The organism is Microvirga yunnanensis (assembly GCF_025460875.1).
In genome coordinates, this window is sequence record NZ_JAMXFI010000081.1 from 1 (window position 1) to 16,707 (window position 16,707).

The following is a 16,707-nucleotide window of genomic DNA, read 5'->3' on the forward strand; positions in this document are numbered from 1 at the left end:
TCAGCCACCCGCACCCGCAGATCGAGAGAATAGCAGTGACCCATGATCCACCTCCCGTTCCACAGAGTGAATCACAGATCTCACCAAGCCAAAACCCCGGGAGTCGGATTTCCTGTCCGGTGCTCTAGTGAACCTCATGTTCGTCGTCGCATGAGTCTGATCGAAGGGATGCGCGCACGGGGGCTTCGTGTTCCCCATGTGGATCCGAACGATGGCGGGATCAACGCCCGCTTGCTCGTGCTGCTGGAGAGCCCTGTGCCTCAGGCGGTCGTGTCTGATTTCATCTCTCGGGACAGTCCGGATCCGTCCGCCCGCAACATGGGCGTCGCGCTGAATCAGGCCGGGCTTGCACGCCAGGATGTCCTGCCTTGGAATGTCGTGCCGTACTGCGTCAGCACTGAGGAGAAAAACCGCAATGCCACGGCAGCGGATATTCGCTCCGCTGTTGCCGAGACACAGGCCTGGATCAACGCACTCCCGTCTTTGCAGGTGGTGATCTTCTGCGGCCACAAGGCTCAGCAGGCCAGTCGTCGCCTGCAACTGCCATCCGGGGTCAAGATGTTCGCGACCTTCACACCAAGGCAATGGCCATCAACCGTCCGGCCTATCGGGAGCACATCCTGCAAACATTCCGCTCGGCAGCCGCCGTCCTTTATTCCTGAACGGACCCTAGGGCGTGGGCCTGAACAGCCTGCTCACGCTCTGATATGGATAAGCTTCAAAGCAGAGGGGTGGATGAGCAAGCACGAGACGCCCATGACCGAAGGCTTCTGGGTCTTCTTGAACCAGGGGACCTACATCCCGGAATACCCTCTGGTCGAACGGGCGCAGGACCGCAGCCCACGATGGGCCGATGCGGTAATCCTGCCGGATGAGCCCTGTCGCAAGGCACGCAGCAGCGACTATCCGCGGCTGCGCGGACTGAACGTCACTGTGGTGCAGACGAAGATCGGGCGAATGGGGATGTCCTTGATGGGACAGGCGTTGTTCTCGGCGCGGCTGGCGTCTGAAGCAGGCGCCGCGCGCGTGCGTTCCATTCTCCTCTGCCATGAGACCGATGCGGCCCTCCTGCGCCTGCTCACACCGTTCCCCGAGGTTGAGGTCTGGGTGTCCGACCGCGGCAATCCACGGATCTGCAGGCGCGCCTGCCCTGATGCGCCCGGTGCCGCTTGTTGACTGGAACGACGCGATTGGGAGGATGAACCATGGCTTACTTCAAAGCTGAAACCGCGGCACAGGCCGACCTGATTCGCACGGCGGCGTTACTGGAGCGGCCGACCCGGTATGTGCTGCGCGGGCGCGTGGTCACGATGGATGCCACAGGCCAGGTTTGGCCCAATGGATGCATTGGGGTCCTCGGCTCGGACGTCGTCCACGTTGGTCCGGTTGACCAGCCGTTGCCCGCCGAACTCGCCGAAGCGCTTCAGATCGATACAGGCGGCACCATCTATCCAGGCCTGATCGAACTCCACAATCATCCGACCTACAACTTCGTTCCGCTCTGGGAGGTGCCCGAGCGTTACACGAATCGGAATGTCTGGCGCGCGAGCGCTCTGTACAAGCGAAGGGTCAGCCGGCCCGCTCGGCTGATCGCACAGAACCCCGATCCGACCTACCCGCGCTCCGTTGTCCGTTATGTGGAGTGTCGGGCGCTTCTTGGCGGCACGACCACGATCCAAGGGATCAGTGCGCGGGACATAATTGGTGACGAGACCTTGTACCAGGGCCTTGTGCGGAATGTCGAGTTTCCGCGTGATGCCGAATGGCCGAGGGCCGAGGGCGCAATCAACGATTTTGGGTCCGTGGCACAGGCTGAAAAGACCCTCGGGCCTATCTTGGGCAATCCAATGCGCCCTTTTATCCTGCACCTCTCGGAAGGGACGGACGTCGAGGCGCGTGCGGCTTTCTTCAAGCTGCAGCGAAGCGACCAATCCTGGCTCGTGGACCACAACCTCGTCGCGATCCATGCAACGGCTTTGGCGGAGGACGATTTTGGTATTCTCGCGCGGAGCGGTGGAGTCATCTGGTCGCCCCTGAGCAATTTCCTGCTCTACGGAGCCACAACGGATGTCGCGGCCGCACAACGGGCTGGCGTGGGGCTCGCGCTCGGTTCGGACTGGGGGCCGAGCGGGAGCAAAAACCTCCTTGGCGAGCTGAAAATCGCGCGCTTGGTCAGCGCGCAGTTGGGCGGGTTGTTCAGTGATCGCGATCTCGTCGGCATGGTGACGCGTGAACCGGCCCGCATGATCGGGTGGGATCGCTTCGTCGGCTCGATCGAGACCGGCAAACGAGCCGACCTATTCATCATCGGTCGAACGGTGGGCGACGCCTACGCCGACCTCATCGACGCCAGCGAGGACGACGTTCAAGCCGTCATCATCGATGGCCGGCCACGAGCTGGGCGCCCGAGCCTGCTCGACCCGAGAACACCTGGTGTTGAGCTGTTTCGGGTCGGCGGGAGCGATATGGTGTTTGACCTCGTGGACGGTGTAAAGCATCCGCTGGCCGGCACCTCCCTGACCGCCGCCGTTGCCACGCTGGCCGATGGGCTCGCCCGCCTGCCCGAATTGGCCGACACCACGCGCACGCGCACGCTCATGCTGGACGGCGCGCCCGGCCGGTGGATGCTCGCTCTCGAGATCGACGACGCGGCGCTCGACGGCGAGTCTCCGATGAGGCTCTTGGCTGAGATGAACCGATCCGATGTAGATGCGATGACCTTGGAGCCCATGGCCGCGGTCGACGATGCGACCTATGGGGCTCGGCTGCGCGCCAATCGAAATCTTCCCGATTGGGTCAAGGACGGTCTCCCGTCCTGAGACCTGCTGTGTCGGATGTTCGGGCCAAAGGGTGGCCTTGCCGAGAGCAGGCCGATGCACGCTCCGCCGGCAGCACGTTTAGAAGTCGTCACCCAGCTCTGCCCGCCAGTAAGCCTCGTCACTGATCCGACCAGTCGCGTCGGCGGTGAAACCCTCGAGCCCGATATACACCGGTCCGACGGTGAACGGACACCCCGTTGAGGGGCCGTCGCGGAGCGCCAGGCATCCGACGATGGCGTCGAGACGGAGTTGGAGCTCCTGAACCTGGGCACAGAACTGGTACCAGCGCTGTCGCCTGTTCGGCTCACGCCATCGGGTCCAGTACGCGTCGGGCGCCATGAGATAGAGGCGGGCAGGCTTGGTGAGGGGGGATGAGCAAAGGTTCTTCGACAAGGCCTCCGCGTTAATGCGATCGAGGTTCTGCCGGACAGCGGCCCAATAGGCGAGGAGCTCCAGTAGGCCCACCCGGGGATTCTCCGGGCTGTCGCCCGTCTTCAGCTCGATTAAGGCAACAGCGTGGTCCCGTGTGTGCCCGATCAGATCCACTTTGCCGATGCGGTCCGCGCGCACGGCTTTTAAAGGAAACTGGTAGTCAAGGAGGGTGATTTGCCCGCCGTCCCAGGTCTCGAGCGTCCCTTGAGCGGCCAGCTGTTTCGCCAGGTACTCCTCTCCCCGGTTAGTCGGCAGTTCGTTCAACTCCTTGGCGTCATGGTTCACGAAATAGGGTTGTGCCCGGATGGGACTGACATGGTGGGTGAACGCCGCTTCGATCTGATCGGCCGTAATGCACGACTGTTCGGATCTGCGGGCAGCGGCAAGCAGGTTGAGGAGGTTCATGGGGGAGGGGGCCCCGGGCGGCTCGATCTCGGACGGGGGTGTCGGGTGCGGGACACGGTCCGGTCTGCGCACTGGTGAGTTCTTCGGTTGATTGACCTGAACCAGCGCTGCTGCCTCCGGCTCCGTGGCCGGAGCCAGGGGCTCGCCCTCCGTTCTGGCCGGGAGGCCGTCGCTATCCGCGCCTCCACTCGTGACAGGCCTTGGTTCTCGGGCGAGACGAGTGCTGTCGCACAAAAACGAGCGATCGCCGTCCGCTCAGCCGACAAACAAAGGCAACCCATTCGGCAGCTTGATTTCGGCGAGGCCCTTATCCTGCATCTGGCCTCGCAGCAGGTCGACAAACTGAAGGAAATCGTCTTTCGAGGTTGCTTTGTCGGAGAACGACTGGACCACCATGATCGCCGCGTCCGTCTTGAAGCGGCTGGCCTCGATGATGGCCGATGCTGTGCGATGGAGCAGCTGATAGCGCAGGGTCGATGGAAGCGGCTCAAGATGGAGACCGAGCAGGTCGCGGAGATAGCTGAGACGCTGCCTCTTGCCGTCGGATGCGCCATCAAGCCATTCCCCAAGAGTGGGGCCGAAGCTCTCCTCCACTTTCCCTTCCACCGCCATGCCGGCCGTGTTGGGGCCAACCCGGAGGAGCGCGAAAACGTCGTTCTGACTGGGCCGCCGCCCACCCGGCAGATCGACCGTGTATTCTGGAAAAGCGCACAGCAGTTCGGGCGATGCCCCCGCAAAGAACGGCGTTTCACGAACGAGGCCCACAATCTCCGGCGGCAGGCCGCCCGCCGCCTCCCATGCATGGGCCACCGCCCAGGCCGAATACTCGGGCCGCCACTGCCGATCAGGTTCGGCCAAGAGCCGCTTCCAATCCTCCGGCGACGTCGACGGGACATAAATCCGTGGCAAGAGCATCACTCCATAGGCATTCCAGTTTCTGGAGACTGGCAGGCCGAGGCCAACTGAGCTGCGCAGGCTTCAGGGGTCGAGACAAACCTGCCGACCGGGGCGACGGCAGGCATGCTGTCCTGGAAAGGGATCGTTCGGGTTGCGGGCAATTGCAGCCTAGATGTCGCGGGCGTAGAAACCAGGTGGGCGCGGTACAATCGCGAGAATTGTGAGAGCTCTCCACTGAACTCCAACACTACACCCCAAACTCTTGGACTTTCTAGACTGACACCAAAAATCAGGCTTGAAGAGCAAAGGTATCAACAAAAGAACTCCTGTGGGGCACCTCGGTCAGTTCCCAGTCTGCTGTTATGAACCCGACGACCCCTCAACCCGCCATTGCGGCAAGACTGCTCAAGAGAACACACATGGCAATGGATGGCGGACCTGCCAACGGCTTTCACGTCGGCGCCGAAAGATGCAGTGGCTTCCAGTCGCGCCAAGGCGATCGGAGCTATTTACAAGTACACGGATGTGCATTCTTGTTGATGATCTAGACGTAATTCCATATAAGAAAGATGATTATTGCCAAGACCAAAGAAGATATCTTGTCTATTGTAAGAATATGGTGAAGAAAACATAATTTAAACACGAAGTATCGCTATACATGTTTCTGCATGAGGTAAATAGACCCAGATAGCAGCGTGTTATTCAGGGTGGCGAAATGCAAGCTCTCTGAGGCCTGCTTCTGCACCCAGGCAGGGCTTCAGTCGATGTTTGGGTTGCCCCGAGTGGACAACGGAGGTCTGCGTGAGGCCCACTCGCGTCATCTCGGTGTGCGTGCGCGGCCGGCCTGTCAGGAACGCCGAGCACAACATCGAGCGCATGCACATGCTCGAGCTGGCAGCAAGCGAGATCGTGGCGCGGTCGGATTGGACTCCTGCCGATGCCGTGCTGTTCCCTGCAGGGTATTTCCATCTCGATCATTCGCTCGTCACTCTGGCAGAGCCTCAGCAGAGCCAGTGCATCCAAGCCGCGCCGTTCGCTGGGGCGTGCCGCAGGGCTGCGCAACACCTCGACCGATGGTCGCCCGGCGTTCTGCTGGTCGTGGGCATCGACGCGGCGCCGGCTCACAAGCGGTTGAGGGGAGATCAGGCGGTGGCAGCGTGGAGGGCCGATGCCCTTGCGGGCCATGCCGTGAAGGCGATTCCGGTCGCCGAGGAAGCTGCCGGCAGTGCAGACCGGCGTCTGGCCTCGCAATGGGAGAACTACGTTAGCCCCACGCGCTTTGCCAGACTGGCGAGTGGCGAAACTGCGGTTGTGTGCGTCTGCTACGATGCCTTTGGTCTGGCCGCGACAGCGGATGGTCCATGCACACCGTTCCGCTCGATCTGCTTGTTAGATCAGCATTCCAGGGCCACGCCGGTTTCGCTGCCGCTGCAGCGTAGCCTTGTCGCGCGCTGGCAAGGTCTTTTCGCCGCCCACAGGCCCACTGTGGCACTGATCGCCATTCACGGCTTCGAGCACCCAGGGCGGGATGGCTACTGGCAGCGGCATGGGATTGCCACTGCTTCCGCTGCGCTCGGAGGTGGTTTGGCTGTCGGCGCGGCACACTTCCGGTACGCATTACCCGTGGGCGCGAACCAGAGCCCTCTCGCCGCACATGGCGTCTCTGACCGACATCTGCACGCGGGCACGCTTCGCCTGGCTCACAACCTTCCCACGCGCGATGCTTTCTGGATCACAATTGGAAACAGCACGAAACCGCGAGCCCTTGTCCGGTTGTTCGAGGGCGCCCCGCTCGCCTGACTGACTGGTGGGAAGGTGGTGGAATGAGTCATCGCTCTTGGCGGCCTCATCAGGGGAGAAATAGCTGTTGGTTGCTGCGATGATGCTGTTGTGGGCCTGACGGTGCTGTCTTAGCCTCTCGGAAGGTAAGAGGCATGGGGGATGGAATGGCGCGCATTGAGGCAAAGAACGGTTACGTCTTTAATCTCTCTAATCTCGACCTCAACTCGATTTACGAGGGCAGTTCATACGTAGCGGATTCCACCGTTTTCCAAGCCTGGTATGGCGGCAGCTCGTACGATCTCTTTCGAGGCTCCGGATTTACCTACAACAGCATCGGAGAGCCAACGGGCGGCACAGTCACGTCGTACCAGGCTCTGCGCGGCGGCAGTGTTGCCTTCACGGTTACCGGTGTTTCGGTCTCCGCCCGCAGCTTGGTGGACGCGGCTCAAACCGCATCGAACACCGATGATCTTGCGCTCTTTCGCGCGGAATTGGCGGGCCAGGATACGATGATTGGCAGCACCGGCGCCGACGTGCTGAGCGGGTATGGCGGGAACGACAAGCTGTATGGCAAATGGGGGGCTGACACGCTCAGCGGCGGGAGCGGCAACGATTACTTGGTTGGAGGGTTAGCGCGAGACCGCCTCGTTGGCGGGACAGGCTATGACCGCTTCGACTTCGATTCCTTATCAGATTCCCTGACCTCCAATCCCGACCTCATCGCTGATTTCAGGCGCGGGTACGACAAGATTGATCTGCAATCCATTGATGCCGACCAGGATGGCACCATCGGCAACCAGAGCTTCCGATTTATTGGCGGAAAGGCGTTTACAGGCCGTGACGGCGAGTTGCGCTTTTCGGCGGGTGTCGTCGAAGGCGACGTGAACGGCGACCGAGTCGCCGATTTCGCCATCGAGCTCGCTAACATCAAGGCCCTGTCCGCTTCTGATTTCGTGCTCTGACTCATCTGATGAAAGAGGCCGATGGTGTGAAGAGCAACTGCACCCGTCGGCTTCCTCAAGGACCCGGATAGCGCGACCCAAGTTGATCCAAGTCGGGGTGACCCGACAGAACCGCCGAGATGTCACTCGCCACGGTCTCGATCACGTCCCGGAGTTCCACGTGTTCGACCCACACTCCGCAGAAGCGCGGGTTTGTGAAAGCTGACGTTAGGCGCCACGGATCAGCAGACAGTGCCGCCATGGCGAGATCGGGGCAGTGCTATCTCGGATGTGTAGGGCTTGTAGGGCAGTGGCGCACCTCTGGCGTTAACAGCGCCCACGGTCGATCAAACCCGATACGCATGTGGCCAGAGCCATGGCCGCCTGATCGGATCGACCAGCCTGAAAGCACCCAACATATTGGCGCATCAACTCGACCGTCACGTAGTGAAAAGCCGCCTCTGTGCCGCGTGCAAGCCGCATCCGGTCTGACGCCGCCTTGAGCTTGTTCAGGTACAGGAGTTGTTCTGTCTCCAGTGACTGCAAGTAGCCGCTCAGGCCCCCGAAGGAGTCCTCGAAGGACTTCCACAGCAAGGCAAGGTTTTTGGCGGTTTTGTCCTGCTGGTCGGCCTTGAGGTTCTGGAGGTCTTCGAGGAGTGCCCAGGCAGGATCAGGCTCCTCGTCCTCCTGCTGCGCTGTGGCAAGTGAAAGCCACGGAAGCCATGCTTGAGCCCGGGAGAGAAAGACCGGGCGAACGGTGCCCCAACTGGCATAGGCTTTGGGCAGAATAAGCACGGCAGGCGCCAAGAGCATCCGATCAAGCGTGCGAAGGATCTGATTGAGGTTGGATCGTGCGACCGCGCTCCCGGTTTTAACGGACTGCCAGCGGCGCCGACAGGAGGTATAGAACTGCTCAAGCTTGTGATGGGATCGGCTGGTCGATTGGCCATCGGCATCCCAGAAGAAGCTTTGGCTGCGTAGGTGCTGGGGAGAGATCGTCATTAGTGTAGTGGCCCCATGCGCATATCGTGACTGTCCTGCGCCAGTTATAGGTAAGTATACTTCAACCAAATCGACGAACCTGGCGAGCTGATGATTGCCTTAATCAAAGCAGAGAGAGTCTCAACGCAGTCATCACAGTGGTCTCGAAGAGAGTGGATAGCAAGGGCCGCGCCTATTGTTTTGTTTTCTCTAGGACTGCGGCCCTTGACCCGTTGTGCCCCCACGGGAGACTTAGCGTTATCTGATTTGGCCCCGAAAATGCAATCGCGAACTAAGAACCCATATAGGAGTACCCCAAAAGAGTTCTTTGGCAGCATGGCTTCAGCTCTGGCGTGTTGCTAGTTTGCACCCACGACCCCTGATTTGCCCCTACGGGTCGGCCCTTGGAGCGCCCTTTGAGACACGGGCGCTTTCTTTTTGCTTGGACCGCATTAGAGCCCTGTGATCAAGCGAAACGCAGTAGGGGTGGTGGCAAGGTGTCTTCAAAGAAGAAACAAAGAAGAAAACAGGTGGACGGTGTTGGGCCTGAGAGCCGCGTGAGGCTCTTTGAGAAGTTCTGATCACACACCCTATTGAAGGAATGGCCAGGTCAGGACGGGAAATCCAACACCAGGAGAAACAGCGGGCGGACCGCGCCAAGCAACTCCTGACGACGCGTCTTCAGCAAGGCGGCTAGGTCTATGGGATAGGTGCACAGTCCGTCCAGCAAACACTTTGCCTCAGCAGGCCTGCCCAGAAATGGGATGGCCCGTGTACACACCTTGAGGGGATCTGGAGCCAGCGGAGTCTGGTCTTCAGCCTTTTGGTCTGCGGGCACTCAAGGACTACCGATGCCGTCCTTGTGGCGATGTCCAGCCAAGCCTAAACGAGAGGAAGCTTAGCTATAAGTCTAGGCAAATAGACGTATTGTCTTGCAAAGATGTTCGTCCTACCAATCGGCTCATTGCTGAAGCGTGATTTTCGTTCACAATATAAAAATTTAGCAGGACTTCAGTGTTGGGGGTAAAGACAAACACGGGCCGTTGATCTAGCTGACGTGCTGGACACGGCTTTTTCTTTTGGTCGCGTTCTTCAATGTCCCGTCGATCAGCCTGAACGTGCCAAGCTTAAAACGTCTCCCATGGTCCTCCGCCCTCTGCAAACTTGCGGATCATCTTTGTAATGGTCGGCGGGGCCGTCGCACGCCAAGGCACCGACCCCATGGGTCTTGAGCGCCGCGGCCAATCACCCCATGATCGCAGGCGGCATCAAACAGCAGCGCATCGTCCAACCCCGTGGCAAAGAGCAGGTCCCGCAAGACTCCAAACCAGCGACGGAGCGAGCATGTCTATTACATTCTCGAGATTTCGAGCTGGAAGTGGACCTTGTCGTTTGGGGTCGCCCGCGACCCGCAGCGCGACTTCAATCCGTATGATGATTACCGGCATCTCGCGATTCAAGCGCGATTCCGCCGACCGGAGAGATTGAAAGAAAAGGCCATTGAGCTGACTTTCATTCCAGATCTGCATCTAGAGCAGGAGCGGCGCCGGAACGATCGACCGCCCCGCATCGGCTTCATCAGTCTGCGCAGGGAGGCGCAAGGAATTCTTTCGCTGCCGGCCGACGCTCTCCCATCCCTCCTGCCGATGCTGATTGGAGAGAAATTCAAGTATGTTGTGCTGCATGGTACCGCCCTGCGCTACCAGCAGGCGGGCGTGCATTCGTTCCGGTTCGAGATGCAGATCAACGACGACGAATGGCCTCCGGACGGTTGACGTGATGCTGAACCAGGTGATCGGCAGTTCGATCCGGTGAGACGAGGCAACCGTGAAAGGAGAAGCGTCTGGGCCGCACGGGGCGGGAGCGCTCGGTTGCGCCCGCTCGCGACGCGGCGACATCCTCAGGTCGGCTTTGCCCAGGGCGGCGACGCCTTGAGAGGTACGCGCGGCAAACGGTGCGCAGTAGCGGCCTTGCAAAGGGCCACGGCAGCGTGACGGCCCCACCCTCATTCACGGGCAACAGCCGTTTTAGGCCGGATAGGTCGCAACTTCGCTGGTTGCATCGCCTCAGGTGTGGCCGGTACTCCTAAGCCCTGCAGCGAACCGCCGACGAACCGCGGGATTGCCGACGAGGCTCTTCACGCCCAGCCTCCGGGGTGGCCGTGGGCCAGGCAAGACGTCGTCGGCCCATGTGGAACGTTCTTGGGCCTGCGTGACCCGCACGGCTCCTCAGCGGCGTCCGGGCGGCACCCTCGGAAGCCACCACAGTGGCTGACAAGCACCTAATACTGATTTGGGATTGCAGCAGCTAAGAAAAGACAACTGCCCCTGTTGCATTAAAGCAAAGCTTGTCCTTACAATTCTTCCAATCACATGGTGTTATGGGGGCAGTCGTGTCAGTTACAGGTCGGAACCAGGATCGGCCGTCGGCGGAAGTTGAAGCGCCGGTCCGGCCGGGGGCAATCACATACTGGACCACCAAAGCTTTCATGAAAGCCCTCAAAGATGCCAATTTGCAGGGCGGGAAACACCAGAAAAAGCATAACAAGGTCAGGGTTGTCCTCGGTAGCTTGGAGGAAGACAACCCGTTTAAAACCCTGCCTGTCACGAACAATGGCGAGACCCGGATCAGGCATTGCGTCAAGTACGACCTCGGAGATGGCTGGCGCCTGGTCACGCATCAGACCGAGAGGAGTTGCGTCTTCCTTTTCATCGGCGACCACGAGGACACCGATCGCTGGCTCGAAGCTCACAAGGGCGAGGACTATGGGGTTCAGAGAAACCGTCTGGTCCGCGTACCCGGCGTCGGGCCTGGTAGCGTCGTTGCTCGCGACCACCTTGCTGACCACCACGATAGGGCGCTGATCGACGCTCTCGGAACGGAGGCGGTGGACTTCGTGCTCGATGGCTTGCCCGCGAGCCTGATGCGCAAACTGACCCAACTCGATGGAGGCTCCCGACCCGACGAACTCGAGGCGCTGGTCGTGATGATCCCGGACGCGGACAAGGCCGAATTCATCCGGACGGTCTTCACCCTGCTCTTGGTCGGAAATGTCGACGGCGCGCAGGCTCATGTCGACCTGAGGCGAGGGGACATCGCGCCGATCGAGGGCTTCGGCTCGGCCGAGATGGTCGAAGTCGAGGATGGAGACGAGGTGCGCCGGCTTCGTGTCGGGTCGCCCGAATACGAGGCGTGGCTGAAGGCGTTCGAGAGCCGCTCGACCTGGCAGGACTGGTTTCTGTTCTTGCATCCCGAACAGGAGAGGGTCGTCAGGGCCGACTACCCCGGCGTCGCCCAACTCTCCGGCGTCTCGGGATCGGGCAAGACGTGCGTGGTGGTGCGGCGCGCCATGCGCCTTGCTGAACAAGGATCGGACCGTGTCTTGATCCTCACGCTGAACCGGAGCCTTGCCGGCCTTCTGCGGCAGCTTGTGGACGCCGCGTGCGCCGACGAGGCCGTCAGGTCCCGGATTGAGGTCTCATCGTTCTTCGAACTCGCCCGCACCTTGCTGGTGACCTTCGAGCCGGAGAACGCCCGGCAGTACGAGGATGTCACGTGGAAGCTCGGCGAGCACGTCGACGAGGTCTTCCGGGAGTACTACCGGCAATGGGCGAACAACCACGACGCTTCGGTCCTGCTGCCGCTGCACAAGTCGCTAACCGCCAGGGGCGTGAGCGGCGAGACCTACCTGCGCGAGGAGTTCGACTGGATTCGGTCAGCCGTGCCGCCGGACGCGACGGCGGAATACCTCGACCTCGAGCGCAGCGGCCGAAAGTTCCCGATACCGGCCGAGCGCCGGCGCGACCTCTTGCGCGGCCTCGCCGGCTGGGAAAAGAAGATGACGGATGTGGGTGTCGTCGACTATCTCGGCTTGACGGCGGCACTGGCGAGGCACATCGACAAGATCGCGCCGGCCTTCACAAATGTGCTGGTCGACGAAGCCCAGGACTTCGGAACGACCGAACTGCGTGTCGTGCGCCGCCTCGTCCCTCCTGGCCCAAATGACATCTTCCTCTGCGGGGACATTGCCCAAACAGTGCTGCCAAAGCATCGGTCCCTGACCGGCGCGGGATTGGCGGGCATCACCCGCGAGCGCATTCAGCAGAACTACCGAAACAGCCGTGAGATTCTCGCGGCAGCCTACGATCTCCTCACCCGCAACCTCCACGAGGAGATGTTCGAGAGCGAGGACTTGGAGATCCTGGATCCGCGGTTCGCCAATTTTAGCGGGCCGGTGCCCATGGCCTTGGCCGCCGAGACCCTTGAGGAGGAGATTGCGTATGCGCGGGCCTACGCGGCGACGCGCCTGGCGCAGGACGCTCGAACCGTCTGCGTCGCCTTCGCGGGGTTCTCGTCGCGCGATGTCCAGGGCTTTGCAACGCGATGCGGCGTGACCGCCTTGGACGGCGCCTACGACCCAAGCACTGACCGCCTCGTTTTCTCGGACTTAGAGCAAACCAAGGGCTACGAGTTCGATACCCTGATCATCGTCGGCTGCTGCGACGGGGTGCTTCCGGCTCACGACGCTCCGCCCGAGGAGGCGTTTCGGGAGACGTGCAAGCTCTATGTGGCGATGACCCGAGCCAAAAGGGAACTCATCCTGTCGTTCCACGGCGCGGCGAGCCCGTGGATCAGGGCGGTCAGCGGCACGATCGCGACAGACCAGTGGGCCTCGTCCGAGGTCCTGGAGCCTGCGTACCTCGCGGGCGTGCCCGAGACCATTCCCGAAATCGACCCCGACACCCAGACCGACGACACGGGCGCTCTGACGGGATTGCAGTATCTCTATACGTCGAGGACCCTCAGCCTTTCAGGCGAAGCCCAGGACAAACTCATTGATCTCGTGGATGGAAAAGGGGCCCGAGCCGCCGGGGGAGGGCGCCGTCTCCGCTGGGCCAACGTCGGCAGCCTCGCCGCTAACTTGCGGGACTCCCGTCGTCACGACAATCTTCTCGGGCCCAAGGTGGCTGAGGAGTTGCGGGCCAATCTTGGTCTCACCTCAGCATAAAAACATGGGCGCTTTATCAGGGCTGAGGTGAGGTGCTGGAAATAGCGCCAGCCTGATCGCTCGAGATGGCGGGATTCTAGAGCGAAGGTGCCCCGACGCGGTCATTTTTGGAAGGCTCAACTGGCATTGCCATTCGGTGGGGAGGGAGCCATGCAGGATTTGGTTAAGCAATTCGATGAGGCCATGTTCACTATCTATCGACGAGCGAAATCAGAAGCGAGCTATAACCCTTCTATCTTCTTGAGCATGCTCAGCCGAAGAGGGGGCCTCGATACCGCGAAATACCTTATCAATTCAGAAAAGCCCTCAGATGGGTATACGCACCTTTTTGAACGAGGACGCTTGGACCTCACTGTTGAAGCATTGGTGGTCGAGAATCAAAAATGGCACGGTCTCTTCACCGAGGCTGAGCTAACGAGGGCCAAGAAGCGCCTTAAAGATTACAACTATAGCCCTCAACCATAGCTCTGCCTCAGGTCGGCCTGGCGCTCGCAATCAGCCGCTCGCGCGCGCCGGCGTCTTGGCATCCACGGAACGGGTCGAGGCCGCGAACAGGGGAGCGCATTCTGTGCTGCCGAAGAACACGATTGGCCCTGCGGCATCGTCCGGCACTATGCCGAAGTCGATAGGCTCGGGTTATGCCGCATATGCTGGGGTAGCCTTGACCTCGCCTATAATCACGGACAGATGGTCGAGGTCAATCAGACTTGTGATGCCTGCCTGATCTAGCCCTGAACTGTGACAGCCGACAAGAAGGGCATGCCGCGGCCTGCTGATTGCAACATACAGCGAATTGCAGCCCGTCAGATCGGCGCAATCAAAGGTGGAAAGGTCGGGGACGACGACAGCATCGAACTCGAGGCCCTTCGCCTCTAGGGCTGTGGTGAAATGCGTGTGGTAGCGCGTTGTGAGCTTTGCCTTGTCAGAGATCATTGGGTTCCGAAACCCCGCCTCCAGCTCTTCCTGCATCAACTCATACCAACGCTCCACCTCATCCTGGTTTGGGCAAATGACCGCAACGCTGGCTGCCTCGGGAAGACTGAGGATTTTCGCGACGGCGGCGTCGGCAAAGAACTGTTGCTGTTCGTAGATCGCGAGCGGAGCGCGACAGGGGATCTCAGGCATTGCAACGGTTGGGTCTGTCAACGAGCGGAAACACGTTGACAGTCGTGCGAGGTGTTCGGTTTGCCGCATATTGCGGTCGAGGAGGATCTGGCGAGGCGGTGACGAAATCTGCGGAAACGCCCGCGTGATCTCGGCAAGGCCTCCCCTATGCAGGCGCTGACTGCTGTCACCTGAGACCGTGACAAGTCCATACTTGGACAGCGCTTTGTATCCCATCAAGAGCACCTGGAGTTCACTGAAATCCTGATACTCGTCAATGAACACGCCGACATTCTCGGCGAACGCATGCAGGTAACGCACGGCCTTGATGTCGCGCACGAAGCGCTCGCAGGAGAGGGCATTCAGGCACAGGGCATTGATGATGTCGTCGTCTGTGACCTTGTTCTCGCTGACGCGCCGAACGATGGGTTCAACGACAGCGGCGACTGAGACCTGGTTTTGGCGGCAGAGGTCCTCCAGCAGGATCCGGTACCTGTCATCTTTAAAGGCTTGGAGGTACATTTCCTGTGGGTTGAGGAGGCGAAACATCCGAAGTTGGACATTCTCAACGGCCTCGCGCAGAGCCCGCCTTTCCTCGATCTTGAGTGTTCCGACCTCATTGTCGCCAAGACGCACGCTCTGGTCGATATCGCGCGCGAGACCTCGGATAAGAAATCCTTTCTGGTCAACCGAATGCTTCACGGTCAGGCCGTTCACCAGACCCCTGATGCGTCCCGGCAGCGTTCCTTTTTTCCAATACGTCGATACCAGATCCTGCCACCTGCTATCGGTGATGCTCTCGCCATCATGGGTTTCGGGCCGGAGCAGTGGTTCGACTTGGATCGCCAGAATACTGTCGGCAAGGTACCGCGCGGCGACAATGTCGAGGGCCTTCAGCCAAGTGATTGTATTTTGCTCGCCATGCCCGTTCTCGGACGATTTTTTGAACGGCTTGCTGAAGATGCCTCGTTGATTTCGCTCGCGATTCAGGAACTCCTCGAAATCCTGGATTTTCATTCCCTTCAATTCGAGGCTTTCCGCCGTCTGCTGCAGGTAGGACACCAGGCTCGGGCTCAGAACGAAGCCGATCATATTGCTCGCATCGAAATCCGCCCAATCCTCCTGGCGTAGCCCATACTCCTCTGCATTCTCGCCCGAGCGGAAGTTGGCGAAGAACTTAAGACGTCCGAGTGCGACCGATGTCTTGCCGCTGCCAGCCACCCCATTCACGATCGCCAGGCCCCGCACAGTGCGAATGGCCTCTTCTTGCCGACCCGTCGTCCGCGTGAAGAAGTGCGAGCCCAACGCGTAATCATCGTCCTCCGCCAGGAGGATCTTGGATTCGTCAATGTCCCAGTAGTCTGGAGGTGCTTCATGCGTCGCACCGTTGTCTAAAGCCGCCACAGTCGATGCAGCGGGAGCCGCTTGGGGTGCTGGCGAATGCTCCACAGGTGATTGGGCCGGATCCGGCTGCATCACTTGGGGTGTCGGTGAGCCGTGCTCCTGCGCTAGCGCGGGAGTGGGATGGGCTGGCCCGCTGATTTGCGGCTTGCGGGTTTCAACGAAGTCCCGCAGACCTCGCACGATGTCGATGTTGTTGGCTCCAAGCGCCTGAAAACTTGCTAGTTTGGCATCAGGCAAGTCCTTGAGCAAATTAGACATTCCATCGATGTCGATAATTCCTTTGACATGGATGGACCGCTCGCCTTTCGGCACCCGGTAGGGGAGCTCATCGTCAAGCGAGCACGAAGCAATAAGGCTGCCGATCGGTGAATTTCTCGCGATCAGGCGGATCGGCTGATCCGGAAAACCGGCATTGGCCTGGGAGAGCCGAAAGAACGTTGAGCCCAGGCTATTCCCGTCGGCATCATACTCCTCGGCGAAGATGACGCGCCCGTACCCGCGGCTGGCGACTTCCTCAAACGCGTTTGTGAGGCCGCGGCTGATCTCGTGAAGGGAGACCGCCGTATCGAAGTCGTTGTAGCGACGGGTGGAGTGCACCGACGCGTACCCGTCTCGGATCTTTTCCGTCAGACGCTGGCTGAGGATCTTTAAGATCTCGACTTCTTGGATGGACTTTTCGATCGTCTCTGGGTGCATGCCGACACTCTTCGCAAAGAGACAGGCGTAGAACTGCCTGAGGGCAGCGCGACGTCTGCTTTTATTGCCTTGTCCGGGGGGATTGGATCAGGTCGAATCGAAGGCTAGCGCAAGACCGCATGAGTGGGTAGAGGGGTGATCTCTTCTCTACTGATTACTATTAACACTGCCCCGGAAAGCAACGCAGTGACCGGACGGCGTGAGGCTATCTCAGACAAGTGAGCGCTGCCCTGAGAGG

At 60.3% G+C, this 16,707-nt stretch carries 12 protein-coding genes; 7 read left to right on the forward strand and 5 right to left on the reverse strand.

Translation table 11 applies throughout. The features are described 5' to 3' along the window. The first annotated feature begins 150 nt into the window (after positions 1-150). Both NF876_RS29370 and NF876_RS29375 read left to right on the forward strand, forming a co-directional pair. Positions 151-1,176, forward strand: coding sequence for a uracil-DNA glycosylase (locus NF876_RS29370; RefSeq protein ID WP_262271832.1), 1,026 nt, complete (start codon positions 151-153; stop codon positions 1,174-1,176). Between the two features lie 29 nt (positions 1,177-1,205). Then, positions 1,206-2,819 (forward strand): amidohydrolase family protein, encoded by a 1,614-nt coding sequence (locus tag NF876_RS29375; protein WP_262271833.1) that lies wholly within the window; start codon positions 1,206-1,208, stop codon positions 2,817-2,819. A gap of 78 nt (positions 2,820-2,897) precedes the next feature. On the opposite strand, the gene NF876_RS29380 is transcribed toward NF876_RS29375, so the two are convergent. After that, positions 2,898-3,728, reverse strand: coding sequence for a hypothetical protein (locus tag NF876_RS29380; protein WP_262271834.1), 831 nt, complete (start codon positions 3,726-3,728; stop codon positions 2,898-2,900). A gap of 183 nt (positions 3,729-3,911) precedes the next feature. Further along, complete coding sequence (locus NF876_RS29385; RefSeq protein ID WP_373696739.1) at positions 3,912-4,571, reverse strand: DUF6946 family protein; 660 nt, start codon at positions 4,569-4,571, stop codon at positions 3,912-3,914. Positions 4,572-5,354: 783 nt separating this feature from the next. On the opposite strand from NF876_RS29385, the gene NF876_RS29390 reads away from it, so the two are divergent. Both NF876_RS29390 and NF876_RS29395 read left to right on the forward strand, forming a co-directional pair. Beyond that, on the forward strand, positions 5,355-6,353 hold the full coding sequence (locus tag NF876_RS29390; RefSeq protein WP_262271836.1) for a hypothetical protein: 999 nt from the start codon (positions 5,355-5,357) through the stop codon (positions 6,351-6,353). A 146-nt stretch (positions 6,354-6,499) separates the two neighbouring features. Further along, complete coding sequence (locus NF876_RS29395; RefSeq protein WP_262271837.1) at positions 6,500-7,297, forward strand: calcium-binding protein; 798 nt, start codon at positions 6,500-6,502, stop codon at positions 7,295-7,297. Positions 7,298-7,603: 306 nt separating this feature from the next. On the opposite strand, the gene NF876_RS29400 is transcribed toward NF876_RS29395, so the two are convergent. Then, positions 7,604-8,278 carry a hypothetical protein gene (locus NF876_RS29400; RefSeq protein WP_262271838.1) on the reverse strand — a complete coding sequence of 225 codons (675 nt, stop codon included), beginning with the start codon at positions 8,276-8,278 and terminating at the stop codon, positions 7,604-7,606. Between the two features lie 1,364 nt (positions 8,279-9,642). Between NF876_RS29400 and NF876_RS29405 the strand changes: the two genes are divergently transcribed. After that, positions 9,643-10,032, forward strand: coding sequence for a hypothetical protein (locus NF876_RS29405; protein ID WP_262271839.1), 390 nt, complete (start codon positions 9,643-9,645; stop codon positions 10,030-10,032). 620 nt (positions 10,033-10,652) lie between these two features. Here the strand turns inward: NF876_RS29405 and NF876_RS29410 are convergent. After that, positions 10,653-11,198 (reverse strand): hypothetical protein, encoded by a 546-nt coding sequence (locus tag NF876_RS29410; RefSeq protein ID WP_262271840.1) that lies wholly within the window; start codon positions 11,196-11,198, stop codon positions 10,653-10,655. Between NF876_RS29410 and NF876_RS29415 the strand changes: the two genes are divergently transcribed. Together NF876_RS29415 and NF876_RS29420 are read left to right on the forward strand one after the other, a co-directional pair. Further along, positions 11,181-13,265, forward strand: coding sequence for a 3'-5' exonuclease (locus tag NF876_RS29415; protein ID WP_262271841.1), 2,085 nt, complete (start codon positions 11,181-11,183; stop codon positions 13,263-13,265). The two genes, NF876_RS29410 and NF876_RS29415, sit on opposite strands and share 18 nt — an antisense overlap. Positions 13,266-13,415: 150 nt before the next feature. Then, on the forward strand, positions 13,416-13,730 hold the full coding sequence (locus NF876_RS29420) for a hypothetical protein (RefSeq protein WP_262271842.1): 315 nt from the start codon (positions 13,416-13,418) through the stop codon (positions 13,728-13,730). A gap of 171 nt (positions 13,731-13,901) precedes the next feature. Here the strand turns inward: NF876_RS29420 and NF876_RS29425 are convergent, their stop codons facing one another. Then, positions 13,902-16,469 carry a helicase domain-containing protein gene (locus NF876_RS29425; RefSeq protein WP_262271843.1) on the reverse strand — a complete coding sequence of 856 codons (2,568 nt, stop codon included), beginning with the start codon at positions 16,467-16,469 and terminating at the stop codon, positions 13,902-13,904. Positions 16,470-16,707: the final 238 nt, after the last annotated feature.

What these genes read in the sequence shown, in the direction of transcription:
- NF876_RS29400 (WP_262271838.1), bottom strand. Translation starts at nt 8,278, where the DNA reads ATGACGATCTCTCCCCAGCACCTACGCAGCCAAAGCTTCTTCTGGGAT.
- NF876_RS29385 (WP_373696739.1), bottom strand. Translation starts at nt 4,571, where the DNA reads ATGCTCTTGCCACGGATTTATGTCCCGTCGACGTCGCCGGAGGATTGG.
- NF876_RS29395 (WP_262271837.1), top strand. Translation starts at nt 6,500, where the DNA reads ATGGCGCGCATTGAGGCAAAGAACGGTTACGTCTTTAATCTCTCTAAT.
- NF876_RS29425 (WP_262271843.1), bottom strand. Translation starts at nt 16,469, where the DNA reads ATGCACCCAGAGACGATCGAAAAGTCCATCCAAGAAGTCGAGATCTTA.
- NF876_RS29370 (WP_262271832.1), top strand. Translation starts at nt 151, where the DNA reads ATGAGTCTGATCGAAGGGATGCGCGCACGGGGGCTTCGTGTTCCCCAT.
- NF876_RS29375 (WP_262271833.1), top strand. Translation starts at nt 1,206, where the DNA reads ATGGCTTACTTCAAAGCTGAAACCGCGGCACAGGCCGACCTGATTCGC.
- NF876_RS29420 (WP_262271842.1), top strand. Translation starts at nt 13,416, where the DNA reads ATGCAGGATTTGGTTAAGCAATTCGATGAGGCCATGTTCACTATCTAT.
- NF876_RS29415 (WP_262271841.1), top strand. Translation starts at nt 11,181, where the DNA reads ATGCGCAAACTGACCCAACTCGATGGAGGCTCCCGACCCGACGAACTC.